This window comes from Streptomyces sp. NPDC023541 (assembly GCF_055559995.1).
In genome coordinates this window covers 282,232-307,213 of sequence record NZ_JBVHJO010000004.1, presented here as the reverse complement: position 1 = coordinate 307,213, position 24,982 = coordinate 282,232, and the positions used below count along the sequence as shown (strand labels likewise).

The 24,982-nt window shown below is 72.3% G+C and carries 18 protein-coding genes; 9 read left to right on the top strand and 9 right to left on the bottom strand.

Annotation, left to right across the window (positions count from 1 at the left end; translation table 11 throughout):
* The first annotated feature begins 240 nt into the window (after positions 1-240).
* Positions 241-2,877, top strand: coding sequence for an alpha-glucan family phosphorylase (glgP, locus tag ACZ3X1_RS11915; protein ID WP_356810646.1), 2,637 nt, complete (start codon positions 241-243; stop codon positions 2,875-2,877).
* Between the two features lie 237 nt (positions 2,878-3,114).
* Complete coding sequence (locus tag ACZ3X1_RS11910; protein ID WP_356810647.1) at positions 3,115-3,714, top strand: hypothetical protein; 600 nt, start codon at positions 3,115-3,117, stop codon at positions 3,712-3,714.
* 294 nt (positions 3,715-4,008) lie between these two features.
* Here ACZ3X1_RS11910 and ACZ3X1_RS11905 read toward each other — a convergent pair whose 3' ends face one another.
* Complete coding sequence (locus ACZ3X1_RS11905; protein ID WP_356810648.1) at positions 4,009-6,276, bottom strand: M4 family metallopeptidase; 2,268 nt, start codon at positions 6,274-6,276, stop codon at positions 4,009-4,011.
* Between the two features lie 381 nt (positions 6,277-6,657).
* Here ACZ3X1_RS11905 and ACZ3X1_RS11900 point away from each other — a divergent pair, with 381 nt between their 5' ends.
* Positions 6,658-8,133 (top strand): sugar transferase, encoded by a 1,476-nt coding sequence (locus ACZ3X1_RS11900; protein WP_356810649.1) that lies wholly within the window; start codon positions 6,658-6,660, stop codon positions 8,131-8,133.
* 22 nt (positions 8,134-8,155) lie between these two features.
* On the opposite strand, the gene ACZ3X1_RS11895 is transcribed toward ACZ3X1_RS11900, so the two are convergent.
* Positions 8,156-9,100, bottom strand: coding sequence for a GDP-L-fucose synthase family protein (locus ACZ3X1_RS11895; protein WP_356810650.1), 945 nt, complete (start codon positions 9,098-9,100; stop codon positions 8,156-8,158).
* 376 nt (positions 9,101-9,476) lie between these two features.
* On the opposite strand from ACZ3X1_RS11895, the gene gmd reads away from it, so the two are divergent.
* The 4 genes from gmd (at position 9,477) to ACZ3X1_RS11875 (ending at position 14,630) form a co-directional block, all read left to right on the top strand.
* The gene (gmd, locus tag ACZ3X1_RS11890) at positions 9,477-10,490 is read left to right on the top strand and encodes a GDP-mannose 4,6-dehydratase (protein WP_356810651.1); all 1,014 of its coding nucleotides are present in this window, start codon (positions 9,477-9,479) and stop codon (positions 10,488-10,490) included.
* A gap of 353 nt (positions 10,491-10,843) precedes the next feature.
* Entirely contained in the window at positions 10,844-13,513 is a 2,670-nt protein-coding gene (locus ACZ3X1_RS11885; protein ID WP_356810652.1) for a DNRLRE domain-containing protein, read from the top strand.
* 95 nt (positions 13,514-13,608) lie between these two features.
* On the top strand, positions 13,609-14,283 hold the full coding sequence (locus ACZ3X1_RS11880) for a hypothetical protein (protein ID WP_356810653.1): 675 nt from the start codon (positions 13,609-13,611) through the stop codon (positions 14,281-14,283).
* A 131-nt stretch (positions 14,284-14,414) separates the two neighbouring features.
* Positions 14,415-14,630: a DUF6458 family protein gene (locus tag ACZ3X1_RS11875; protein ID WP_030026053.1), complete on the top strand. Its 216-nt coding sequence runs from the start codon at positions 14,415-14,417 to the stop codon at positions 14,628-14,630.
* A 51-nt stretch (positions 14,631-14,681) separates the two neighbouring features.
* On the opposite strand, the gene ACZ3X1_RS11870 is transcribed toward ACZ3X1_RS11875, so the two are convergent.
* Entirely contained in the window at positions 14,682-15,797 is a 1,116-nt protein-coding gene (locus ACZ3X1_RS11870; RefSeq protein WP_467279521.1) for a glycosyltransferase, read from the bottom strand.
* A gap of 8 nt (positions 15,798-15,805) precedes the next feature.
* Complete coding sequence (locus ACZ3X1_RS11865; protein WP_467278953.1) at positions 15,806-16,345, bottom strand: WcaF family extracellular polysaccharide biosynthesis acetyltransferase; 540 nt, start codon at positions 16,343-16,345, stop codon at positions 15,806-15,808.
* Between the two features lie 96 nt (positions 16,346-16,441).
* Between ACZ3X1_RS11865 and ACZ3X1_RS11860 the strand changes: the two genes are divergently transcribed.
* Complete coding sequence (locus ACZ3X1_RS11860; RefSeq protein ID WP_390076059.1) at positions 16,442-17,965, top strand: hypothetical protein; 1,524 nt, start codon at positions 16,442-16,444, stop codon at positions 17,963-17,965.
* A gap of 151 nt (positions 17,966-18,116) precedes the next feature.
* Here the strand turns inward: ACZ3X1_RS11860 and ACZ3X1_RS11855 are convergent, their stop codons facing one another.
* Genes ACZ3X1_RS11855 through ACZ3X1_RS11845 form a run of 3 tightly spaced genes read right to left on the bottom strand, consistent with a single transcriptional unit; the run spans position 18,117 to position 22,314 of the window.
* Positions 18,117-19,349, bottom strand: a complete 1,233-nt coding sequence (locus tag ACZ3X1_RS11855) for an MATE family efflux transporter (RefSeq protein ID WP_467278947.1) — start codon at positions 19,347-19,349, stop codon at positions 18,117-18,119.
* Positions 19,346-21,106 carry a lipopolysaccharide biosynthesis protein gene (locus ACZ3X1_RS11850; protein ID WP_356810655.1) on the bottom strand — a complete coding sequence of 587 codons (1,761 nt, stop codon included), beginning with the start codon at positions 21,104-21,106 and terminating at the stop codon, positions 19,346-19,348. The genes ACZ3X1_RS11855 and ACZ3X1_RS11850 overlap by 4 nt, the downstream gene beginning before the upstream one ends.
* Positions 21,103-22,314, bottom strand: coding sequence for a glycosyltransferase family 4 protein (locus tag ACZ3X1_RS11845; protein WP_467279520.1), 1,212 nt, complete (start codon positions 22,312-22,314; stop codon positions 21,103-21,105). Before ACZ3X1_RS11845 ends, ACZ3X1_RS11850 begins: the two co-directional genes overlap by 4 nt.
* A gap of 166 nt (positions 22,315-22,480) precedes the next feature.
* On the opposite strand from ACZ3X1_RS11845, the gene ACZ3X1_RS11840 reads away from it, so the two are divergent.
* Complete coding sequence (locus ACZ3X1_RS11840) at positions 22,481-22,969, top strand: FAD synthase family protein (RefSeq protein ID WP_356810656.1); 489 nt, start codon at positions 22,481-22,483, stop codon at positions 22,967-22,969.
* Here the strand turns inward: ACZ3X1_RS11840 and ACZ3X1_RS11835 are convergent.
* Both ACZ3X1_RS11835 and ACZ3X1_RS11830 read right to left on the bottom strand, forming a co-directional pair.
* Positions 22,950-23,672 (bottom strand): CDP-alcohol phosphatidyltransferase family protein, encoded by a 723-nt coding sequence (locus ACZ3X1_RS11835; protein ID WP_362624753.1) that lies wholly within the window; start codon positions 23,670-23,672, stop codon positions 22,950-22,952. The genes ACZ3X1_RS11840 and ACZ3X1_RS11835 overlap by 20 nt on opposite strands.
* Positions 23,673-23,706: 34 nt before the next feature.
* Positions 23,707-24,909 (bottom strand): MFS transporter, encoded by a 1,203-nt coding sequence (locus tag ACZ3X1_RS11830; RefSeq protein WP_362624751.1) that lies wholly within the window; start codon positions 24,907-24,909, stop codon positions 23,707-23,709.
* Positions 24,910-24,982: the final 73 nt, after the last annotated feature.

Below are 24,982 nucleotides of genomic sequence, written 5' to 3'. Positions count from 1 at the left end.
CTCGCTCTCGGCGTCGCCTCCCCGTCCGTCTTGCGATGCTTCCCCCCGGCCCTGCGGGCGTGGGAGGCCCCATGGCGTCATGCGCCGCTCCGCCGGTCCGCACGCCCCCCGGGACCGTGCCGCCCGCCACAGGCGTTATGGCCGGAACGCGGGGGCGTCGCTAGCCTTCCCGGGGTGATGCGCGGGTGCACAGCGTGGTGCGGCCGCTCCGATCCGCAATCTCCTGCGAAGGTGGAACGTGTGAAGGCTATCCGTCGATTCACCGTGCGCCCCGTCCTCCCGGAGTCTCTGCTGCCGCTCACCGATCTCGCGCGCAACCTGCGCTGGTCGTGGCATACCGAGACCCGCGAACTCTTCCAATCCGTCGACCCCGAGGGCTGGCAGGCCGCCGGCGGAGATCCCGTCCGGCTGCTCGGCACGGTCTCCGCCGCCAGGCTTGAGGAACTGGCCGGAGACCGCCGCTTCCTGCGGCGCCTCGCCGTCGCCGCCGCCGACCTCGATGACTACGTGAACGGCGGGAGGTGGTACCAGAGCCGGGAGAACGGCGGGGAACTGCCCGCCGCCATCGCCTACTTCTCCCCCGAATTCGGGATCACCGCCGCCCTGCCCCAGTACTCCGGCGGCCTCGGCATCCTCGCCGGGGACCACCTGAAGGCCGCCAGCGACCTCGGAGTCCCGCTCATCGGCGTGGGACTCCTCTACCGGCACGGCTACTTCCGCCAGTCGCTCTCCCGCGACGGCTGGCAGCAGGAGCACTATCCCGTCCTCGACCCCAACGAACTCCCGCTCGGCCTGCTCCGCCAGGACGACGGCACCCCCGCCCGCATCTCGCTGACCCTGCCCGGCGGCCGCGCCCTGCACGCCCACGTCTGGCAGGCGCGCGTCGGGCGCGTACCCCTGCTGCTCCTGGACTCCGACGTCGAGGACAACGACGCCGCCGCCCGCGAGGTGACCGACCGGCTCTACGGCGGCGGCAGCGACCACCGGCTCCTCCAGGAGATGCTGCTCGGCATCGGCGGGGTGCGCGCGGTCCGCGCGTACTGCGGGATCACCGGCCACCCCGAGCCCGAGGTCTTCCACACCAACGAGGGCCACGCCGGCTTCCTGGGGCTGGAGCGCATAAGGGAACTGGAGCGGGAGCAGGGCCTCGGCTTCGACGCCGCCGTCGAGGCGGTGCGCGCCGGGACCGTGTTCACCACGCACACCCCCGTCCCGGCCGGGATCGACCGCTTCGAGCGGAGTCTGGTCGCCCGGCACTTCGGCGAGGGCGGGGAGCTGGCCGGGGTACCGGTCGAGCGGATCCTGGAACTGGGCGCCGAGTCCTTCCCCGGCGGCGACCCCGGGGTGTTCAACATGGCGGTGATGGGGCTGCGGCTGGCCCAGCGGGCCAACGGCGTGTCCACCCTGCACGGCGCGGTCAGCCGGGAGATGTTCGCCGGCCTGTGGCCCGGCTTCGACCCGGCCGACGTGCCCATCACCTCCGTGACCAACGGCGTCCACGCCCCGACCTGGGTCGCCCCCGAGGTCGTCCGGCTCGGCGCCCGCCAGATCGGTGCCGGCCGCACCGAGGACGCCCTGTCGGTCGGCGGCTCCCGGCGCTGGGACGCGGTCGCCGACATCCCCGACCAGGACGTGTGGGACCTGCGCCGGGTGCTCCGCGAGCAGCTGGTGCAGGAGGTACGGGACCGGCTGCGGGCCTCGTGGCTCCAGCGCGGGGCCGCCGCCGCCGAACTGGGCTGGGTGGACTCCGTACTCGACCCCGACGTGCTGACCATCGGCTTCGCCCGGCGCGTCCCCTCGTACAAGCGGCTGACACTGATGCTGCGCGACCCGGACCGGCTGCGCAGGCTGCTGCTGGACCCGGAGCGGCCCGTGCAGATCGTCGTGGCGGGCAAGGCGCACCCGGCCGACGACGGCGGGAAGCGGCTCGTGCAGGAGCTGGTGCGCTTCGCGGACGACCCGCGGGTGCGCCACCGGATCGTCTTCCTGCCCGACTACGGCATGGCCATGGCGCAGAAGCTCTACCCGGGCTGTGACGTCTGGCTGAACAACCCGCTGCGCCCGCTGGAGGCGTGCGGTACGAGCGGGATGAAGGCCGCGCTGAACGGCTGTCTCAACCTGTCCGTGCTGGACGGGTGGTGGGACGAGTGGTTCGAGCCGGACTTCGGCTGGGCCATCCCGACCGCCGACGGGCTCGGCGCGGACGAGGACCGCCGGGACCACCTGGAGGCGAGCGCCCTCTACGAGTTGATCGAGGGCCGGGTCGCACCCCGCTTCTACGACCGGGCCGGGCGCGCCGGGCTCCCGGTGCGGTGGATCGAGATGGTCCGGCGCACGCTCGTGTCGCTGGGGCCGAAGGTGCTCGCAGGACGGATGGTGCGCGAGTACGTGGAGCGGCTGTACGCGCCGGCCGCGCTCGCCCACCGCGCCCTCACCGCCGACGCGGCGCGGGACCTCGCCTGGTGGAAGGGCCGGGTCCGGGCGGCATGGCCGCGGGTCGGCGTCGAGCACGTGGAGGCGCTGGCCGCGGCTCCCGTGAACGGCACCGCCCAGCTGGGGTCCACCCTCACCCTGCGGGTGCAGGTGTCCCTGGACTCGCTCGCGCCCGAGGACGTGGAGGTGCAGGCGGTCGCGGGCCGGGTGGACCCGCAGGACGTGATCCGGGACGGGCGGACCTTCCCGCTCAAGCCGGCCGCCGGTCCCGACATGGAGGGCCGCTGGGTGTACGAGGGGCCGCTCGCCCTCGACCGCACCGGGGCCTTCGGCTACACCGTCCGCATCCTGCCGACGCATCCGCTGTTGGCGACCCCGGCCGAACTGGGGCTGGTCGCGGCCCCCGCGGACACGGACAACGGCGGCGGGGTACTGCTGCGCTAGCCGGGGGCCGAGCGCGCGGGCGGCGGGTCCATCCGCCGCCCTCGGGCTCGCCGCTCGCTGTCCGCCGCCTGCCGCCTCGGAGAGGTGTGCACGACGGGGGACCTCCTGGGTGAACCTGCGTACGCGCCCGGTATGCCGAATCGTTTCGGCGCCCTCCCCCGCTCCTACGCTGCCCGCGGATGCCACCGGATCCGGCATCCGCGGAACCCGAGGAACCCGAGGAACGGACTCTCCCCCATGCGTCTTGGCACCACCGCCGCCGTGTTCGCCGGCGCCCTCGCGCTCGCCCTGCCGACCGCCGGCCCAGCACCCGCCGACGACCACGGTGACCGCCTCGGCACACTGTCCTACCGGTACTTCGACGACTCCGGCCGCGAGCGGCAGGGCCGGATCCGGCCCGCGGACGACGGCACCTGCTACCTGCTCACGGGCACGTCCCGCCGCGAGCCCGCCGTCGAGGTCACCAACCGGACGCGCTCGCGGGCCCTGCTGTTCGACAACCCCGGCTGCGGCGGCAGAGCCGTCGCGACGCTGGGGCCGGACGGGTCGGTGTCGGACGTGGAGGTCGTGGCGGCCTTCTTCGAGCCGGCGGACGAAGCCGGTCAGGGCCCCGGCCGCGGTGACGGGAACGACGGCGGCGACCAGGAGGAGGGCCGCGGCAACGGGAGCGACGGCGCGGACCAGGAGGAGGGCCGCGGCGACTGGGGCGACGGCGGGCAGGGCCAGGGCCGCGGCGACCAGGGCGACGCGGAAGAGGTGGAGGAGGTGGAGGAAGTGGAAGAGGCGGACGCATCGGAGGAGGACTTCGTCGCGATGGTCCTCCGGGCCGTCGGCTGACCGGCAGCACCTGCCGCCGTCAGTCCCGCCGCGCCGTCCGGGCCCCCGGCGCGAGCCACCGTACGACGTCCGCCGCCGTCCAGGACGACCCGTCCGGCGAGAGCGCCGACAGGGACGACAGGTGCTTGCGGATCCACCAGCGGCGGCTCCACGCGGCGCCGAAGGTCCCCGCCCCTGCGCAGGAACGTCCCGCGGGGGAGGGGCAATGGGACAGGGCCGCCCGGGGAGGTCTTCTCCCGGGCGGCCCCGTGTCTATCTATCCGTGCGGCTGTGGCTCACGCTGCCCCGACGGGGTCAGAAGGTGAGCTTCCAGCTGTTGATGTAGCCGGTGTCCAGGCTGGCAGCGTCGCGGACGCGGAGCTTCCAGGTGCCGTTGGCGACCTCGGTGGAGGCGTTCACGGTGAAGGTCTGGACGATGTTGTCCGCGCTGCCGCCGCTGCGGTTGCGCAGGTTGTAGACGCTGCCGTCCGGGGCGACCAGGTCGACCACGAGGTCACCGACGTAGGTGTGGACGATGTTCACGTCCACCTTCAGCGTGCTCGGGGCGTTGCCGGTGCGGGTGACGTTGATCGGGGACTCGACCGTGGCGTTGTCCGTGATCTGGTAGTCGGCCGTGTTCTCGAAGACGTTCTGCTGGCCGGTGCCGACGGTCCAGGTGAAGGACGCCGTGCCGGTCTTGCCCTGCGAGTCGGTCACGGTGACGGTCACGTTGGACGTGCCCGCGGTGGTGGCCGTACCGGAGATCAGACCGGTCGAGGAGTTGATCGACAGGCCGGCCGGCAGGCCGGTCGCCGCGTAGCTCAGCGCACCCGGGTTGGTGCTCGTGGCCTGGACCTGCAGGCTCACGGCGGTGTTGACCTGGGTGTTCTGGTTGGCGATCGGGGTGACCGAGACGCCGCTCACGATGCGCGGGCCGACGTTGATGGCCGCCCAGGCGTTCGCCGCGTTGTTGTAGGTGGTCGAGCCTGCGCCGTACAGGTCGGCCGCCGCCTGCAGGGTCGCCGTACGGGCGGCCGCGTAGTTGGTGTTCGACTTGAACAGACCGGTGGTCAGCGCGCGGAACCAGATCTTCGAGGCGGCGTCGCGGCCGATGGCGGTGACGGGCAGACCGTCGGAGGTCGGCGAGTCGTAGCTCACGCCGTTGACGACCTTGGCGCCGGAGCCCTCGGAGGCCAGGTAGTACCAGTGGTTGGCCGGGCCCGAGGAGTAGTGGACGTCGATCGAGCCGATGCCCGAGTACCAGGCGTCCTTGGACGAGCCGTCCTTGCTCGGCTTGTCCATGTAGCGCAGCGGGGTGCCGTTGCCGCGGATGTCGATCTTCTCGCCGACCAGGTAGTCGCCGACGTCCTGCGGGTTGTTGGCGTAGAACTCGACCGCCGCCGCGAAGATGTCGGAGGTCGCCTCGTTCAGGCCGCCGGGCTCACCGCTGTAGGTCATGTTGCCGGTGACCGAGGTCAGGCCGTGGGTCATCTCGTGCGCGGCCACGTCGGTGGAAGTGAGGGGCTTGTTGTTGCCCTCGCCGTCGCCGTAGGTCATGCAGAAGCAGGAGTCCTGCCAGAAGGCGTTGACGTACGCGTTGCCGTAGTGGACGCGGGTGTACGGGGCCACGCCGTCGTTGCGCAGGCCGTTGCGGCCGTGCACGTTCTTGTAGTAGTCCCACGTGACCGCGGCGCCGTAGTGGGCGTCCGCGCCGGCCGTCTCCAGGTTGGAGGGCAGGCCGTTGCCCCAGGTGTCGTCCGGGCCGGAGAACAGCGTGCCGGTGCCGGACGTACCGCGGTTGAGGTTGTACGTCTTGTGGTTGCCTCGCGCCGCGTCGGTCAGGTTCCAGGTGCTGCCCGACTGCGTGGTGCCGAGGGTCACCTGGCCGCTGTACATCGTGTTGCCGGTGCCGGTCTCGACGGCCTGCCATTCGGTGATCTTGGCGCCGGTCCTGGCGTCGGTCACCACGTGCAGCTCGTTCGGCGTGCCGTCGTGCTGGAGGCCGCCGACGACCGTCTCGAACGCGAGCACCGGAGCGCCCTCGGCTGCCCAGATCACCTTGCGGGCGTTCTTGGAGGGTTTGGCCTCCTTGGAGCCCTCGGCGCCGGCGGCGGCGACGGCCTGGCTCTCGGCGGCAGCCGGGGTGACCGAGGCCTCGGTGGTCGCGACCTTGATCTCGTGGTTGGTCGCCTTCGTCACACTCTTGGTGACGCCGTTCTTGGCGTGAACGGTGAGGTCGCCACCGAGCACGGGCAGACCGTCGTAGGTCCGCTCGTACGTGGTGTGCGTGGTGCCGTCCGCATCCTGGACGACATCGCGGACGACGAGCTTCTCGCCACTGCCGAGGCCGAGCGCCTTGGCGGCCTGCGCGGTGGTCGAGTTGGCTTCGGCGAGGAGCGTCGCACGCTCCGATGCGCTGAGTACGCGGTTGGCCGCGCCCGGATTGGACTGGGCGGCCTTGGGTGCCTGTGACGCGGTGGCGTCGGCGGTGGCGGTTCCGGTCTGTATACCTACGGCGAGCAGGGCTGCCGCGGCAACGAGCGCGCCCGCCGCGGTGGCACGCCTCTGGGGGGTGGACCTCAACGCAGACTCCTTCTGCAAGGGGGGTTCCGGATGGCTGGGTGGGCCTCCGGGCAGAGCAGGTGCGGTGCGATGAACGGTCGAAGATTGCCACTTGGCGCGTTGAATGTCAGGGTCGCGTCAAAAGGTTGGCCGGAAACGGTTCGTTGTCCGAAGATGCGTATCCGATATCCGGACCGTTCACCTTCGTGTGCGTCGCGCGGCGTACAGGATTCGGAACGTCAGCTACCGGTTGCTAACACTTGCGCAACAAGAGGCTGGGTTGACCGAAACGGCATTTACCGTACGGGTGTTTGTCGTACTGTTTGCCGGTGCGGCGATGTCCGTTGCCAGGGGAAGCCATGGACACTTGCCAATGTCATAGACCACGTGCCAGGGGGGCCCATGAGGCATGTTCATTTTCCTGCGCAAAGAGTGGCCAGGGCGGCCCATGAGTCACTGGCGCCCGTACGACGCCTCGGGGACAAGGCCCGGTGGTACCGTCCGGCCGCGGTGGCCGCCGACTTCTTCGGCGCAGCCGTCCCCGTCGGACTCGTCTTCGACGCCGCTCAGCAGGTCCGACCCGTCTACTGCGCGCTGGCCGCCGCCGTGGCGTGGACCGGCATACAGGCGCTGCGCCGCCGTTACGCCACGCGGGCACTCGGAGAGTCCCGCGGAGTGCTGCCGGTCCTCCATGACTGGCTGATTCTGATCGGTGTCCTGGCCGTGGCGCGCGTGGTGACGGAGGAGGACACGCCCCGGCTGTCCGCCCTCGGCGCCCTGCTGCCCGCCCTGCTGATCACGGTCGCCTGCCACAAGCTGACCTACCGTCACCTCTCGGCCGCCCGCCGCGAGGCCCAGGCCGTGAGCCGCGTCCTCGTCATAGGGGAACCCGACGCGGCCGAAGACGTCATCGCGCACCTCGCCGCCCGCACCGACCACCCGTACGTGGTCGTCGGCGTCGTCCCCGTCGGCACCGGCCCGCTCGCCAGCGGGGTCCCCGTGGCGGCACGGCTCGACGCCGACACCCCCGAGGCCCCCGGCGTCGACTCCGCCGCCGTGCTCGGCGCGGTCCTCAGCCACCACGCCGACCTGGTGCTGGTGGCCCCCGGCGTGCGGATCACGGGGGAGCGGCTGCGCCGCGTCGCCTGGGCCCTGCACGACGCGGGACTGGAGCTCGCCGTCTTCCCCGGCCTGGTGGAGGTCTCCGTCAAGCGGCTGGAGACCCTGTCCGCCGGCGGGCTCGCCGTGCTCCGCGTCGCGCCGCCGGTCAGCCGCGGTGTGCAGACGCTGTTGAAGTCCGCCCTGGACCGGGTGGGCGCCGCGGCCGGACTGCTGCTGCTCTCCCCGCTCTTCCTCGGGCTCGTGCTCGCCATCCGCTTCGGCTCGCCAGGCCCCGCCTTCTACCGCCAGCGGCGCATCGGCCGCGATGGGGTCCCCTTCGTCATGTGGAAGTTCCGCACGATGGTGGTGGACGCAGACGCCCGCAAGGCCGAGTTGGCCGGGGCCAACGAGAACGACGGCCTGATGTTCAAGATGCGGCGCGACCCCCGGGTCACCCGGGTGGGCCGGCTCCTGCGCCGCACCTCCCTGGACGAGCTGCCGCAGTTGGTCAACGTGCTCATCGGCGACATGTCGCTGGTCGGCCCGCGCCCGCCGCTCCCGGACGAGGTGGCCCAGTACGACGAGGTCGAGCTGCGGCGGCTCACCGTGCGGCCCGGGATGACGGGGCTGTGGCAGATCAGCGGCAGGTCGGACCTGTCGTGGGACGAGACGATCCAGCTGGACCTGCAGTACGTCGACAACTGGTCCTTCACCAGTGACGTCGACGTGATGGGCCGTACGCTCCGCGCCGTCGTCGACGGTCGCGGAGCCTACTGAGGGGCCGAGGCCGCCTGTGCGATCAGCTCTGCTCGCGCCACCACCGGTACGTGGAGGCGATGCCGTCCCGCAGCGGGATGCCGGGCTTCCAGCCGAGCGCGGTCAGGCGGCCGACGTCCAGCAGCTTGCGCGGTGTTCCGTCGGGCTTGGAGGTGTCCCAGGCGAGCCGGCCCCGGAAGCCGGTCACTTCGGCGACCGTCTCGGCCAGCTCGCGGATCGTCAGGTCCTCGCCGCAGCCGATGTTGACCGGCTCGTCGCCGTCATAGCTGTTCAGCAGCACGGCGCAGGCCGCGGCCAGGTCGTCCACGTGCAGGAACTCCCGCCGCGGGGTGCCGGAGCCCCACAGGGTGACCTCCTCGCGGCCCTCGGCGGCGGCCTCGTGGAAGCGCCGGACGAGGGCGGGCAGGACGTGCGAGGACTCCAGGTCGAAGTTGTCGCCCGGCCCGTAGAGGTTCGTCGGCATGGCCGAGATGTACGAGGCCCCGTACTGCTTGCGGTACGACTGGACCTGGACGATGCCGGCGATCTTCGCGAGGGCGTAGGCCTCGTTGGTCGGCTCCAGCGGGCCGGTCAGCAGGGCGTCCTCGTGGATCGGCTGCGGCGCCAGCTTCGGGTAGATGCAGGACGAACCGAGGAACAGCAGCCGGCCCACGCCGGCGGCGTGGGCGCCGGCGATCACGCTGAGCTGGATCTGCAGGTTCTCCTCCAGGAACTGCACCGGGTAGGTGCTGTTGGCCATGATCCCGCCCACCTTGGCGGCGGCCAGCACGACGGCGTCGGGGCGGACGTCCTTCAGGTACGCCCCGGTGGCCGCGGCGTCGCGCAGGTCGAGGTCGGCACGGCCCCGGGTGAGCACCTCATGGCCGTCGGCGGTGAGCCGGCGGGCGACCGCGGACCCCACGAGGCCGCGGTGGCCCGCGACGAAGACGCGGGCGTTCGGGGGCAGGAGCGGCAGCGAACTTGTCATACCGCCGATGATGCCAGTCCGCTCCTGCGGGGGCGGCAGTGGTCCACGGCCCGGGCCCGCGCCCCGCAGCGCCCTGACCCCGGCGGACCTCACGGCCCCGGGCGGCGGTTCGCTCCCGGCCGCGTACGGCCCGGCTGCCGTTCCGGGCGCGGCCGGTGCGGTCGGCTTCAGGAACCGGCAGCGTGCCGGCCGACGTCAGGACCACCAGACGGCGGGCGCCCCGCAGGGGGTGCCCACCGACCGGCGTGTACGGTACGCATCCAGCCGCCTGGCCGCGGCCCGACCGCTCGGCGCGCCGCCCCGCAGGGCCCGCTCCACACCCACCCCGAGGCAACGCCTCACCACGACACACAGCAACCACCAGCAAGGGGACCCCATGGGCAAGACCGCACTGATCACCGGAGTCACCGGACAGGACGGCTCGTACCTCGCCGAGCTCCTGCTCTCCAAGGGCTACACGGTGCACGGTCTCGTGCGGCGGTCCTCCAGCTTCAACACGGAGCGGGTCGACCACATCTACCAGGACCCGCAGACGGCCAACCGGTCCTTCGTCCTGCACCACGCCGACCTCTCCGACGGCGTCGCGCTCGTGAACCTGCTCCGCGACATACGCCCCGACGAGGTCTACAACCTCGGCGCGCAGTCCCACGTCCGCGTCTCCTTCGACGCCCCGCTCTACACGGGCGACGTGACCGGCCTCGGCGCGCTGCGGCTGCTGGAGGCCATCCGGGCCAGCGGTGTCGACACCCGCATCTACCAGGCCTCGTCCTCCGAGATGTTCGGCTCCACCCCGCCGCCGCAGAACGAGCAGACCCCGTTCCACCCGCGCAGCCCGTACGGCGCCGCCAAGGTCTTCGCGTACTGGACCACGGTGAACTACCGCGAGGCCTACGACATGTTCGCCGTCAACGGGATCCTCTTCAACCACGAGTCCCCCCGACGCGGCGAGACCTTCGTGACCCGCAAGATCACCCGCGCGGTCGCCCGCATCAAGGCCGGTCTGCAGGACCACCTCTACCTCGGCAACCTCGACGCGGTGCGCGACTGGGGCTACGCCCCCGAGTACGTCGACGCCATGTGGCGGATGCTCCAGCAGGACGAGCCCACCGACTACGTCGTCGCCACCGGAGTGGCCGCGACCGTGCGCGAGTTCGTCGAGTCGTCCTTCTCGCACGCCGGTCTCGACTGGACCGAGCACGTGCGGTACGACGCCAAGTACGAGCGCCCCAGCGAGGTCGACGCCCTCATCGGCGACGCCTCCAAGGCCCATGACCTGCTCGGCTGGAAGCCGTCTGTCCTGGTGGCCGAATTGGCGCGGATCATGGTCGACGCCGACATCCGCCAGGTCGAGGACCAACTGGCGGGCGCGACCGTCCGTATCGATCGCTGAGGCCTTATATTTCCCCTACGATTTGCCGTGTTCCGGTCATGCAGGCGGTTCTGCGCCAGCGTGACCGGGGCAAACGTGCCGTATGTCCCTAGTGCACCCTCCATGCTGAACCTTTGATTCCAAGTTGGTATGCAATGGGTCAAGGGAGGTGACCAGGCCCCCGCGTGAGCCCTAGTCTGCGCCAGATACATATGGCTGTTCGGATAGTTCCAGCCATCAAACCGGGCGATTGCCCTGGGGGGCTCATGCGTAGATCCAGAGGGCTGACTGCCGCCCTCGTACTGTCACTGGCCGGTGCGGGTACCGGTATAGGCCTGGTGTTGATGCCGCAGGCGTCCGCCATCACGGCACCAGTGGCATTCACCGCCGACGAGCTGCCGACCTGGCAGCCGGACGGCATCGTCTGGGCGATGGCCCAGGCCAATGGCACCGTCTTCGCCGGCGGCACCTTCTCCGCCGTCCGCCCGCCCGAGGGCGTGGCGGGCGCCGAGCGGGAGGCCGTGAACTTCGTTGCGCTCGACGCCGCGACGGGCAACCCCACCTCCTGCAAGCTGGCCTTCACCATCGGCGAAGGCACCGCGACGGTGCGCACGCTGGTCGTCTCGAAGGATCAGAAGACCCTCTACGCGGGCGGCTACTTCGGCGCCGTCAACGGGACCCCGGTCTCCAGCCTCGCGGCCATCGACATCGCGAGCTGCACCCCCAAGGCAGCGTTCCACCCGGGCTTCCCCGCCACCGTGCGCGGACTCGCGGTCACGGACGACACCCTGTACGCGGCCGGTGACTTCACCACCGTCGAGGGCCAGACCCGCGAGCGGTTCGCCGCCGTGGACGCGTCCTCCGGTGCGCTCAAGCCCTTCGTCGCCAACGTCGACGAGCCGGGCCGGGCGGTCGAGGTCACCCCCGACGGCAAGAACGTGCTGCTCGGCGGCGACTTCTTCACGGTCAACAACGCCAACAGCCACGCGCTGGCCGTCGTGGACGCCGCGTCCGGCGCCGTGAAGAAGACCTACACCAACATCCCGTCGAACTCGGTCGTCAAGGACATCTCCACCGACGGCACCGGCTTCTACACGGGCCACGAGGGCTCCGGCGGCGGTGTCTTCGACGGTCGCATCGGCCTGCGCCTGAGCGACTTCACCGAGAAGTGGCGCGACCGCTGCCTCGGCGCCACCCAGTTCGTCCTGCCCTACGAGGGCGTCCTCTACAGCTCCTCGCACGCGCACGACTGCTCCACCGAGCTGGAGTTCCCCGACGGCAAGCGGCACTTCCTGCTGGCCCAGCCGACCAACCACGAAGGCGCCGCCCCTGCGCCCGTGGACGGTTTCGTCCGCGGCCCGGCCAAGCTCGGCTGGCACCCCACGGCCAACGACGGTCTCGGCGAGGGCATCGGCCCGCGCGTCATGGCCGTGGCCGAGAAGAACGACGTCAAGTACATGTGGGTCGGCGGTGAGTTCACCCTCATCAACGGCAAGGCCCAGCAGGGTCTGACCCGCTTCGCCTCCACCGGCGACGTCGGCGCCCCGACCACCCCGGTCGCCAGCGCCTCCAGCGTCAAGCCCGGCGAGGTCCAGGTCCGCTGGCGCACCAGCTACGACGCGGACGACAGCAAGCTGACGTACCGCATCTACCGCAACGGCTCGGCCACCCCGGCCGCCACCGTCACCGCAAGCTCGCTGGAGTGGGAGCGCCCGCAGGCCTCCTGGAACGACACCACGGTCAAGGCCGGACAGTCGTACACCTACCGGGTGACCGCGACCGACGCCGCGGGCAACACCAGCGCCCTGTCGGCCACCACCTCGGTGACCGTCCCGACCGCGGTCCAGCCCTACCCGAACCAGGTCCGCACCGACGGCGCCGAGCTGTACTGGCGCTACGACGACGCGGTCACCCCGTACACCGCCGACTCCTCGGTGTCCGGCAACCGCAGCGGCGTCCAGGTCAACGCCCCCGCCCTGAAGCAGTCGCCCGGCGCCGTCCCCGGCAGCACGGCGATGGGCTTCAACGGGACCAGCCAGCAGGTGCACAGCGACCGCCGCCAGTCGGTCGGCAACACCTTCACCATCGAGACCTGGTTCAAGACCAACACCACGCGCGGCGGCAAGCTGATCGGCTTCGGCAACAACACCACGCGCAGCAGCGGGTCGAACGACCGCCACATCTACATGACCAACACCGGTCGCCTGGTGTTCGGCGTCTACAACGGCTCGACCCGGACGGTCTCCACCGGCCTGTTCGAGACGTACAACGACAACAAGTGGCACCACGTGGTCGGCACCCAGGGCCCCGGCGGCATCACGCTGTACGTCGACGGCCAGAGCAAGGGCTCGCTGAACGCGACCAGCAACAGCGCCTACGCGGGCTACTGGCACGCCGGCGGTGACAACCTCTCCGGTTGGCCGACCCGCCCGACGAGCAACTTCTTCGCCGGTCAGCTCGACGAGACCGCCGTGTACCCGACGACGCTCACCCAGGCCCAGGTCAAGAACCACTTCGACCTGGCCAAGGCCCCCACCGACACGGTCTCCACGGTCAAGACGACCGAGGACACCTACATCAACCAGGGCGCCCCGAGCACCGCCTACGGCACCGCCACCTCGCTGGCCGTGCGCGGCAGCGGCTCGCTGTACCAGGCGTACATGCGCTTCGACCTGCCGGCCGCCCCGGCCGGCCAGGTCCTGAAGTCCGCCTCGCTGCAGTTCAAGACCAGCACCCAGGCCAGTGCCGGCACCGCCGACACCGTCTCCGTGGTCCCGGTCACCGGCAACTGGAGCGGCGCGAGCACGTCGTTCAACACCAAGCCCACCCTCGGTACCACCCCGCTCGGCACCATCGCGGGCGTACCGGAGGGCTCGGCGGTGCACAACGTCGGGCTGGACACCGCCGCGGTCACCGCGGTGCTGGGCAGCAGCTACAGCCTGGGCCTGACGAGCAGCGGCACCGACCCGCTGTGGATCTGGTCCTCGGAGTCCACGGCCGCGGAGGGCACTCCGCAGCTGGTCCTCACCTTCGGCGCGAAGTAGCACCACCGAAGCAACCGCCTGACGGATGCGGGGCCCGGCTGCGTGGCCGGGCCCCGCATTCCTGTGCAGATCCTTTTGAGTACGGGAGCCATCCGATGTACCGACGCTCCGCAGCGGCCGCCGTTCTGCTCGCCGCCGCCCTGACGCTGACCGCCTGCAGTTCGGGCGGAGACGACGCCGACGCCGACGCCAAGGCGAAGCCCCCGGCCTCGTCGGCGGCCCCCGACCCGGCGGACACCCCGGCCCCGTCGGCGCCCGCCGCCGACGCCAAGCCGACCGGCCCGGTCCTGCCCGACGCCAAGCTCACCCCGAAGACGGGCAGCTTCACGGCGGAGGAGAAGAAGTACCTGAGCGGGCGCGTCCCGGAGAAGATGGACCCGGCGGCCGTCCTGCAGACCGGCCAGGAGGCCTGTCAGCGGGTGGCGCGCACGGCCAAGCGCGACAAGGACGCGGCGACGGGAGCCGTCATCACCGGCGAGATCGCCGGCGCCAAGGACGCGATCACCCACCTGTGCCCGGACCAGAAGCCGATCCTCGCCGCGGCGGAGAAGGGCTTCCCCGAGGGCCCCCGGCAGTCGCCCGCCGCGGGCAACTACCGGGCGCTGACCCAGGCCACGAACTGCACGTGGGAGGCCAAGGGCAAGGACGGCTCGGTCCTCGCCTCGGGCCCCGAGGCCCCGCCCAAGGCCGGCGACAAGATCACGGCCACCATCCCGGCGGGCACCGCGGAGTTCAACTCCTCCGGCTGCTACGCCTGGATCCCCGCGTAACACCCGCACCGCGCAGCGCCGCAAGCGCGAAAAACGCCCCGCAGGCCCGGACTTCCGGCCCTGCGGGGCGTTTTCGTCGCCGATACCCGGGTACCCGCGCGGTCACAGTCACCACACCGGAAGGCGGACCCATGGGCATCGGCGGATGCATAGGCCTGATCGTGGTGGGCGCCATCCTCACCTTCGCCAGCGACTGGGAGATGGAGAGCGTCAACCTCGACCTGGTCGGTCTGATCATGATGGCGGTGGGCGGGATCGGCCTCGCCGTCTACACCAGCATCTACAAGCGGCGCCGGGCGGCGGGCGCGATCCCCGTGGTGGAGGAGCACCGCCGGGACGTCATCTGACCCGGGGGCGAGCCCGATGGTGGGCCCGCCGGCGGGCCCGACGGCGACGCATCACCCGCGCAGCGCGGCCCCGTACACCGGCAGCAGCGTGTCCAGGACCGCGTCCATGGAGAAGGAGCCGTCGGCCAGCTTCCGCGCCGCGAGCGAGGCCTCGCGGCCCGCGAGCGGGTCCAGCAGTTCCAGGACCGCCGCTGCCACCCCGGCCGGTCCGGGATCGACCGCGCGGCCCGCTCCGGCCCTCGCGATGTCCCGCGCCAGGCCGTTGGAGTGCGTCACCACCGAGGGGACGCCCACGGCGAGGGCCTCCAGGACGGACATCGGGAACGGCTCGTCCACCGAGGGCAGTACGTAGACGTGGGCCCGGCGCAGCTCCGCCAGCACCTGCTCGCCGGACAGCGCCCCTGGGACCGTGAACCGGTCCGTGAGGCCCAGGGCCCCGATCCGGGCGCGCACGGCACCCAGTTCGCCCTCGTCCGGGCCCGCGACGACGAAGTGCGCCTCCGGGTGCTCCGCCAGCACCGCCGGGGCCGCGTCCACGAAGTCCACCGGCCGCTTACGGGCCTGCAGGCGCGCGGAGTACAGGATGCGGGGCGCCTCCTCCGGCGCGGGCCGCTCCTCCTGCGCCGGGGTCCCGTTGACCAGCCGGACCGTGTTCGCCAGCGGTGCGCCGACCACCGCGTCCAGGCCCTCCCGCTCGTGCGGGGTCAGGTACAGCACGGCGTCCGCGCCGCGCAGCAGCCGGCGTACCGCCACCGCGTCCAGCGCCTTCGCCAGGAGCTTCTCGCTCGGGTCCACCATGCCGTGGGTCTGGAGCACCAGCGGCTTGCCCGCGCGCAGGGCCGCCAGCGCCACCGGCAGGGTCACCAGGTCGCGCGCCAGGTGGACGTGCACCACGTCGGCGTCGCGCACCAGGCGTCCCGCCGAGGCCAGCAGGGCCGGCGAGGTCATCCCGCTGAAGCCGAGCGGCAGCAGCCGGCGGGCCGGGAACAGCTTCGCCGGTACGCCCTCCACGGAGGTGGGCCACTCGTCGAAACCTTCGCCCAGCGCGAGCAGCCGCGCCTCGTGGCCGCGAGCCCGCAGCCCCTTCGCCAGGTTCAGCGCGACCCGCACGGGCCCGCCGAAGGCGTGCGTGGGGGAGTGCAGGGTGACGGCGTGCAGGACTCTCATGGCGGCACTCACTTGGGTTCCTCCACCGGGCGGCGCCGCCCGTCCTGCGTCTGCAGGGTCAGTTCGGGCAGGTCCTTGTGCACGACCGCCCCCGCGCCCGCGACGGCGCACCGGCCGACGGTCACCCCGGCCAGCACGGTCGCCCGTACCGCCACCCAGGCGCCGTCCTCGACGGTGATCGGCGCGTTGCGGTAGCGGAAGTCCGCGGCCCGGTGGTCGTGCGAGCCGGTGCACAGCATCGCCTCCTGCGAGAGGCACACGTGCGAACCGATGGTCACCGGCTCCAGGTTCAGCAGCCAGACGCCCTCGCCGATCCAGGCGTGGTCCCCGACGGTGAGCTTCCACGGCCACAGCACGCGGACCTTGTGCCGGATCAGCACGCCCTCACCGATCTTCGCCCCGAAGGCCCGCAACAGCGAGACCCGCAGCCGGGCCGGGCAGAACCAGGCCATGAAGACCGTGTTCATCACGGCGAACCAGAGCGCCTGCGTCAGCAGCCCGCGCCCCTTGTCGTACCCGGCCAGCGTGAAGGAAGGAAGATCACGCAAAAGAAGCCCCCATCGTGCTCTCGGCCACGGCCTCCCCGGGCGCGGCCCGCTCAGACTAGACTGCGCGCGGACCAGGCACATCGGGTGGGGGCGGCAGTGACGACGGACATACGCAAGCCCTCCGCACCACCCGCCGGGCCGGTCGTCCCGTCCCCCTTCGAGGACGAGAGCATATGGGGCCGGGAAACCCTGCCGCGCACCCTGCTCTCCCGTGCGCTGTCCGTACCGCTCGCGCTCGGATTCACCGTCTTCCTGCCGCTGTTCGTCGCCGTCCAGACGGGCGCCGGCGCCCGCGACGCGGCCTTCTGGCTGCAACTGCTGCTCACCATGTACGCGGGCGCCCGGCTCTCAGCGATGGTGCTCACCAGCCGCCGCAAGCTGCTACAGGGCTCCTTCTGGCTCTTCGTCTACATGGCGATGGGCGTGGCACCCCTCGCGCAGGCCGTCCTCGGCCAGGTCCCGACGCCGGTCGTCGGCCCGCGCTCCGACCTGACCGTCGCCATCGGGCTGGTGCTGCTCGGCTGCACGGCCTTCGACGTCGGCGTATTGCTGGCCCGGCACCGCCCGGCCGGGCGCGCGGGCGGCTCCCAGAAGGAGTCCAGGCCCGTCATGGCGCACCGGCGCCGGCTCCAGGTGCTGACGGCCCTGTCGTTCCTGTGCAGCGCCGCCTTCATCATGAAGCTGGGCGGCCCCGCGGTCTTCTTCTCCAGCCGCCAGGAGATCATCGCCGGCATCGAGGAGGCGGGCGTCTCCAACGGCGACGGCCAGGCCGGCCAGGCCCTGCTGCGCGGCTTCGGCACCGTGCCGGCCCTGCTCGCGCTGCTCCTCTACACGCGCTGGCTGATCACCTCGAAGTTCGCCCGCCGCAAGGTGTCGATCATCGTCACGTGGGGGGCGCTCGCCGGCCTCAACCTGATCGTCAACAACCCCATCTCGAACCCGCGGTACTGGTTCCTCACGGTCATGTTCGCGCTGCTCTTCACCGTCTTCCCGGTGAGCGCGGCGATGTACCGGGTGGCGCTGTCGATGGCCGTGGTCGTCGCCCTCCTGATCTTCCCGTTCGCGGACCGCTTCCGGTACGACGAGAAGAACTACCGGCCGGTCGAGACCACGTCCTTCCTGGAGCCGATGGCGCTCAAGGACTACGACCAGATCGGCATGTTCGCGAACACCATCACCTTCTCGGAGTCGGGCCCCGGCCACTTCTACGGCCGCCAGCTGGCCGGATCGATCTTCTTCGCGGTGCCCCGCTCGGTCTGGGAGGGCAAGCCGAGGGACACGGGCGTGATGGTCGGGCAGTGGATGGGCACGGTCAACACCAACCTGTCCTCCCCGGTCTGGGCGGAGCTGTGGCTCGACTTCGGGCCGCTGGGCATGGGAGCCGGGCTGCTGGGCATGGGGTACGCCTCGGCCCGCGTCGACCGGCGCTACGCGAAACGGGCCACGCGGAGTTCACCACCGGGCAGCCTGATCTCGGTGGTCGTACCGCTGGTCGCGGGCTACTCCTTCATCCTGCTGCGCGGGCCGCTGCTCCAGGCGTCGGGGCGCGTCGCGATCGCGGCCCTCTGCCTCGCGCTGGTGGCGACCCACCGCACGGACAGGTCCACCACCCTCCGCTGACGCGGCACCGAGGCTGAAACACCCGGCCCGCCGACCCGGCATGGGAGCCGGCGGGGGCACATCCAGCCTCGCCGGCGTTTCAGGCGCGGGTCCGGGCGGAGCCCGGGGAACGGCGAAAGGGCGGGGCGGGGAGAGAGGCTCCGCGCAGCGGTCAGGCCGCGGAGGCCGGCAGGGGCTCGCTGTCCAGCCGGGCGCCGGCAACCGGAAGGCGGGCGACCCGCCACCAGGCGGCCAGGGCCTTGAGGGCCGAGCCGGCCGCCAGGCCCCACGCGGCGCCCGCCACCCCGAACACCGCGTAGCCCCCTAGCAGCAGGGCCACCGACAGCAGCGAGAAGACCACCTGCAGGGACAGCGTGGCCTTCGGGGCGAGCACCCGCAGAGTCAGCAGCGCACACGTCCCGAGCCCCATCACGGCGTACTGCGCACCCGTCGCCGGCAGCAGCGCGGACGCGGCCGCCCAGGTGTCGCCCAGCAGTTCCCGGCCCAGCCGGTCCGGCAGCAGGTACAGGGCCGTCGCCCAGCCCGCGCCCACCGCCGCCAGCACCAGGCCCAGCGCCGCCGTCGCCCGCACCGTGGCCCGCTTGCCGCCGAGCCGCCCGAACACCGGCGGTCCGAACGCGTTCGCGGAGTTGAACAGCACGTTCAGCGGCCCGAAAAGGGTGGTCGCACCCCGCAGCGCACCGACGGCCAGCGGCGTCGCGAAGACGCCGAGGCCCAGCACGGCGAGCTGGCTGGAGCCGTTGCCCACCGCGAACTCGACCACGAACCGCTGCCCCAGGTGACCCCGCCGCAGGTACGGCCGCAGGTCGGCGCGGGAGCCGCGGACGTACGGCCGCAGCAGCCACAGGCCCACCGCCAGCGCGGGCAGCGCGGACAGCCCCCACACCAGCACCAGCCGCCCGGCCGAAGCCCCTTCGGGCTGCAGGGCCAGCGCGGCGACCACGCACACCAGCCGCAGGGCGTCCGCGGCCAGCGCCCGCTCGGGGGCGCGCAGCGCGGAGAAGCAGTAGCGCAGCCCGTCCTGGAGGAGCACCAGCGGCAGGACGAGGCCCAGCGCGAGGAAGGCCCGCCCGACGTCCCCGGGGAGCGCGAGGCCCACCACCGCGAGCAGCACGCCCACGGCGGCCGAGGCGGCCGAGGTGAAGCCGGCCGCCGAGCGGCAGGCCGCACCGAGCCCGTCGCCCTTCTCCAGGACCAGGCTCTGGCCGACGTAGGCCATGTTCAGCCCGAGGAGCACGCTGAAGGCCACGTACACCATCGAGAAGTCGGCGAACCCGGAGGCCGAGGACAGCCGGGCGGCCAGCACCAGCACCAGGATGTTGGTGGCGCTGGAGGCAGCCTGGTCCAGGACCGAGGCGACGGCGGCGAGGCCGCGTCGGCTCATCTGCGGCCCATGCGTACGGTGCGCAGCGCGACGGTGTCGGTGCCGTCACCCGGGATGTGCTGCTCGGGCTCGGCCACCTCGTACGGGATCGGCTGGGGCTGCGGCGCGGCCTTCCCCGGCTTCGTGGGGGCCGCCGGGCCGGCGGCGGCCGGGCCGTCCTTGTCCTTGTCCTTGCCCTTGCCGCGCTTCTCGCCGGGCAGCGGCGCGTGCAGCACCGCGCCGAGCACCGTGCCGCCGGCGCCGCTGATGAGTTCGCGGATCCGGATGAGGTCGGTGCGGTGGATGGCGCGCGGGTCGCAGACGACCAGGACGCCGTCGACACGGTCGACGAGGGCGAGGGCGTCGGCGTAGGAGAGCACGGGCGGTGCGAGTACGACGACGGTGGAGTTGGGGGCGTCGGCCTCGGAGATCAGCCGGGTGGCGCGGGCGGAGGTCAGCGCGCGCGGCACGTTGCGCGCCCGGTCGCCCGGGATGAGGTCGAAGGAGCCGGACTCCCCGGCGTCCACGACGAGCTGGCGTCCGTCCGGCCACTCGGAGTCCGCGTGCCGCCCGGGCGCGGGAGCGCCGCCCTGGCCCTGGCTCCAGCGGGGCCGGGCGCCGGCGTCGGTCGGCAGCTGGCTGGCCAGCACCGGGGTGCGCAGGTCGGCCTCGATGAGCAGCACGTCCTTGCCGGTCTCCGCGAAGGAGGCGGCCATGTTCACGGCCACCGCGGCCGCGGTCTCGCTGCTGCCGCGCGGCGCGACGACGAGGAGCCGGCGCCGGTCGGCGAAGCGGGAGTCGTAGGCGAGGCGGAAGGCCACGGAGCGGTACTCCTCGGCGAGCCGGGGGTCGGCCTCGCCGGCGGCGAGCAGCGGCCCGCCGCCCGTGCGGTCCCGCGGCAGGTAGCCCAGTACGGGAGCGCGCAGGGCCCGGGCCACGTCGCCCTCGGAGCGGGGCGCCGGGTCGAAGACCAGCCGGACCCATGCGGCCAGCAGGCCGAGCGCGAGGCCCACGGCCGCGCCGAGCGCCAGGGACATGAGGATGCCGGGGCCGTCGGTCGCGGTGGGCGCGGTCGCGGCGCTGGTGACGCGGCCCGGGGTCATGTCCAGGGCCTCAAGCTTGGTGATCTTGGTGTTGTAGCCGCCGACCTCGCTCTGCAGGTCGGTCTTGGCGGAGCTGGCGGCGTCGCGTCCGGCGCCGGCGGGCATCCGGGCGATCTCCTTGGACAACTCGTCGAGCTGCTTGGCGATCGGGTCGCGCTGCTCCTTGTAGCCCTTGACCATCTTGTCGCGGGTGGCGTCGAGGGACTCCTGCCGCTTGAGCAGGTACGCCTCGGTCATCGCGTTGGCGCGCTTGGCGGCTTCCTTGGGGGAGTCCGCGGTGTAGGTGAAGCGCAGCACCATGGTCTGCGGCGGGTTGGTCACCTGCAGGCCGGAGCGCAGGGCGGCGAAGTCCTTGGCGGACACCCCGAGCTTCTTCGCCGCCTCGTTGGCGATGGAGGAGCTGAGCGCGACCTGGCGCTCCGAGCCGATGTTGATCGCCTTGTCCGGGGCCAGGCTCGGGTTGAACGGGTCGTCGGTGGGCGCGCGCAGCACAACGTCGGCGGTGGCGACATAGGTGTCGGCGGTGGATATGCCGAGGTAGACGCCGCCCAGCAGGCCGACTCCGATGCCCGCGCCGATCAGCCTGCGGTAGCGCAGGAGCTGGCGGAACTGGTCCCTCAGGAGGTCGGGTTCGTCGTCGGCCGGTGCCGCTGCCGGGCGGTTCGTCTCGATCACGGCCGGGTTCCCCCAAGTGCTTCGTCCATCAGTGCGTCGATGCGGGCCAGGCCCGCTTCACGGCTCAGGTGCGCCGCCACGTGGCGGGGTCCGGCCGCTCCCAGTGCGTCCGCGCCCTCGGGGTCCTCCGCCAGGGCCCGCACGGCCTTCAGCAGGGCCTCGGGGTCCTCCGGCGGTACGAGCACCCCTGCGCCCGAGCGTTCCACCTCCTGGGCGGTCCCGCCCTCCGCAGCCACTGAGGCGACGACGGGCCGGCCGGTCTGGAAGTAGGAGGTGAGCTTCGACGGGACGCTCATGTCCAGCACGGCGGCGTGCTGTGTGACGGCGAGAACGTCCGCCGCCGCGAGGATATCCGGGAACTCGCCGTCAGCGGCAGGGGGGATGATGTCCAGATTCGGCACGTCCGCGGACAGGTCGGCGAGCGCGGAGCGCTGACTGCCGTCGCCCATCAGGACGAAACGGACCTGCGGGTCCAGCCGTGCGGCCCCCACGAGGACTTCGAGCCCCTGCTTGAGGCCCATGTTCCCGGAGTGCAGGACGACGGTCTCGCCGGGGCCCCAGCCCAGGTGGCGGCGGGTCTCGCCGCGCGGCTTGGTGGGCTTGGGCACGTGCGACCAGTTGGGGACGAGGCGGATCCGGCCGGGGTCCACGCCCATGCCGACGACCCGTTCCACGAAGGTCTCGTGGATGACGCCGACGAGGGTGGCCCGCTTGAGGGCGTACGCCTCTGCGCGGCCGGCGATCGCGGCCGCCTTGTCGCCGCCGCTGATCCCGCTCTGCGCGGCGGCGGCGCCCATGAGGTCCTGGACGACCGGGACGTAGGGGACCTTCCAGCGTGCCGCGAGCCGGGCGGCGAGCACTCCGCCCGCCAGGCTGGGCATCTGGGCGAGCACCGCGTCCGGCTTGTGCATCCGCGGCGGGGCCACGGCGCCGTGCAGGAGAATCGATCCTTCGAACAGGGCCCGCTTCACGGCGGTCTGGCGCGGCGGCACGGTGTGCGCACGCCGGTGCACGGTGACTCCCGCGCGCTGCTCCGTGCGCCGGAGCGCCCCCTTGTACTCCGGTTCGAGCGACCACGCGGGGTAGTGCGGCATGCCGGCGAGGACGTGTGTCTCGTGGCCGAGATCCGCCCAGTGCTCCGCGATCTGCGTGGCATACGGGCCGATACCCGCGTGCTCCGGAGCGTAATTGGTGGAAACCAGCAGCATGCGCCGCTGACCGGATCTGGACACCGAGCGTCCCCTCTTCCCCTGGATGATGCGCACGTCACCCTATTCGTTCACCCGCGTGCTGCGGAACGTGCACGCTATTGTCTGCTAATCCGCTACACCGGGGGGTGTGGCCGCTGGGGACAAAGAGATGACGGAGCGGTACATGTCGGACATTGGTGCGCCTTCGCGTCGACCGTATCGAGTCGGTTACGCGCCGGGCGCCTACGATCTGTTCCACATCGGACATCTCAACATCCTTCGGCACGCCCGGAGTCAGTGCGACTACCTCGTCGCCGGAGTGGTCTCCGACGAGATGGCCGAATTCGCCAAGGGCCGCCGCCCGATGATCCCGCTCGTCGAGCGGCTGGAAATCGTGCGCAGCGTGAAGTACGTGGACGCCGCCTTCGTCGAGACGGTGCCCGACAAGGTGGAGACCTGGAAGCAGGTCCGCTTCGACGTCATCTTCAAGGGCGACGACTGGCGGGGCACCCCCAAGGGCGCCAAGCTGGAGAAGGACTTCGCCGCCCACGGTGTCGACGTCGTCTACTTCCCCTACACCGTCCACACCTCCAGCACCCAGCTGCGCCGGGCGCTGGACGCGCTCGCCGAACCGGCCGCGGGGCCGGCGCAGGTCACCGGCGAACGGCGCTGAGCTCCCGGAACCACTTGGCGAGGAAGGCCACCAGGAACAGCGCGGCGACCGCGCCCAGTCCGGCGTAGGCCCAGGCGAACAGCTTCCCGCCGCCGAGGAGCAGGAACACCAGGCAGAACACCCCGTAGTCCACGGGCAGCAGCGCCACCGCGCGCGCGGTCGACGGCGCGGCGGCGGGGCTTCCGGGGGCCGGCTTGGGCTTGAGCTTCTCGGTCAGCAGTCCGCCGAAGAAGGTGACGACCGCGGCGAACTGGAAGCCCAGCGGCACCAGCAGCCAGCCGTCGGCCGTCGTCCCGTACTCCTCGGGGAACCGGTAGAAGGCGATCAGTACGCACGAGTGCAGGGCCGTCAGCTTGGCGGCGTCCACGACGTGGTCCAGCCACTCGCCGGCCGCACTGCCGCCGCCGCGCAGCCGGGCCAGCTGCCCGTCGGCGGAGTCGAAGGCGAAACCGACGGCGAGCGCGGCCCACACGGCGGCCCCCAGCGCCCAGGAGGGCCCGGTCAGCGCGACCGCGGCCACCGCGGCGAAGCTGAAGGCGGCGCTGATCAGCGTCACCTGGTTCGGTGTGAGCCCGAGCGCGTACGAACCGGCCGCCAGGTAGCGCCCGGTGGGCCGGTTCACGAACCGGGAGTACAGCGACACCCCCTTCGCCGACTTCTGCGCCCCGCGCAGTTCCCGCAGCGCGGTACCGACTCTGCCCATGCAAGGGCTCCCCTCAGCGATGATGTCGAACACATCATCGCAGGACGGGTGAGCGAGTCGGTTCCGGATGTCTGCGGACGTCCGGAAGCAGCAGCACGGACAGGTTCGCGGTGGCGCTGAGGACGGCCGCGACCAGCAGCGGGGCCGTGGCCCCGACCGCGGCGGCCAGCGGCGCGGCCACCGCCAGCCCCAGGGGCCGCGCGGCGAACGAGATGAGGGTGTCGAAGGACCCGACCCGGCCCAGGGTCTCCAGCGGGATGCGGCGCTGCATCTCCGTCTCCCACAGCGGGCTCAGCACCCCCAGGCCGAACATGGCGCAGCAGAACGCGGCCGCGGTCGCCGGCAGCGGCAGCCGCAGCGCGAAGGCGGTGAGCGGCAGTGCCTGTGCGGCGGCCCCGAAGGCCACCCCGTACAGCGGCCGGCGCAGCGGCAGCCGGCCGGCCGTCCAGACGCCGGCGAGCATGCCGACCGTGCCGACCTGGGCGATCACCACCCAGGAGCCCTCGCCGCCCAGGTCCTCCATGGCGATCACCGGGCCCAGGGTGAGGAGCAGTCCGGCCGCCAGGTGCCACACCCCGTGGGCCAGTACGTTGGCGAGGAACCACGGGTGGCGCCTGGTCTCTGCCCAGCCGGCGCGCAGTTCGGCGCCGAAGGCGGCGCGCGGCGCGGTGCGCCGGACCGGGCTGGTGCGCAGGCCGCCGAGGGTGAGCGCGGAGAGGACGAAGAGCGCCCCGGTGAGCAGCGAGGCCCAGCCGCCGCCCACGGTCAGCGACAACGAGCCGGCGGCCGCCGGAGCCGCGACGTTCGCGAGTCCGGTGGCCACCCCGAGCCGGGTGTTGACGCGCAGCCGCCCCTCCTCGGGAACCGCGGCCGCCACGAGCGTGCGTACCGCGGGCGTGCCGAAGGCCACCGCGGCGCCGGTCACGGCGGCGAGCGCGGCCAGCTCGGGGACGCGGCCGTCGAGTCCGGTCAGGAGCAGGGCCCCGGTCGCCAGTTGGGCGGACGCCCGCACGAGGTCGGCGACGAGGACCACACGCCGGGCGGGGAACCGGTCGGCGGCCACCCCGGCGACGGGCAGCAGGAGCAGCATGGGCAGCAGCTCGCATGCGAGTACGAGGCCCAGATCGCCGGAGGAGCCGGCCCGCAGGAGGGCCAGGGTCAGGGTGGTGGGCACGAGGGCGGAGGCGAAGGCGGCGGAGGTGCGGCCGACGACCAGCCGCGGGATCGGCGAGATCATGCCCGGAGATTATTTCGCCGGCGAATCGTTCGTCAACGAAGTATCGGCTTCGGTCGGGCGGAGGTCGGGCGGA

Bases quoted from the DNA above. Each gene is read 5' to 3' on its own strand.
- ACZ3X1_RS11910 (WP_356810647.1), top strand. From the start codon at position 3,115: ATGCGTCTTGGCACCACCGCCGCCGTGTTCGCCGGCGCCCTCGCGCTC.
- ACZ3X1_RS11900 (WP_356810649.1), top strand. From the start codon at position 6,658: ATGAGGCATGTTCATTTTCCTGCGCAAAGAGTGGCCAGGGCGGCCCAT.
- ACZ3X1_RS11895 (WP_356810650.1), bottom strand. From the start codon at position 9,100: ATGACAAGTTCGCTGCCGCTCCTGCCCCCGAACGCCCGCGTCTTCGTC.
- gmd (WP_356810651.1), top strand. From the start codon at position 9,477: ATGGGCAAGACCGCACTGATCACCGGAGTCACCGGACAGGACGGCTCG.
- ACZ3X1_RS11880 (WP_356810653.1), top strand. From the start codon at position 13,609: ATGTACCGACGCTCCGCAGCGGCCGCCGTTCTGCTCGCCGCCGCCCTG.
- ACZ3X1_RS11875 (WP_030026053.1), top strand. From the start codon at position 14,415: ATGGGCATCGGCGGATGCATAGGCCTGATCGTGGTGGGCGCCATCCTC.
- ACZ3X1_RS11870 (WP_467279521.1), bottom strand. From the start codon at position 15,797: ATGAGAGTCCTGCACGCCGTCACCCTGCACTCCCCCACGCACGCCTTC.
- ACZ3X1_RS11855 (WP_467278947.1), bottom strand. From the start codon at position 19,349: ATGAGCCGACGCGGCCTCGCCGCCGTCGCCTCGGTCCTGGACCAGGCT.
- ACZ3X1_RS11845 (WP_467279520.1), bottom strand. From the start codon at position 22,314: ATGCTGCTGGTTTCCACCAATTACGCTCCGGAGCACGCGGGTATCGGC.
- ACZ3X1_RS11840 (WP_356810656.1), top strand. From the start codon at position 22,481: ATGTCGGACATTGGTGCGCCTTCGCGTCGACCGTATCGAGTCGGTTAC.
- ACZ3X1_RS11835 (WP_362624753.1), bottom strand. From the start codon at position 23,672: ATGGGCAGAGTCGGTACCGCGCTGCGGGAACTGCGCGGGGCGCAGAAG.
- ACZ3X1_RS11830 (WP_362624751.1), bottom strand. From the start codon at position 24,909: ATGATCTCGCCGATCCCGCGGCTGGTCGTCGGCCGCACCTCCGCCGCC.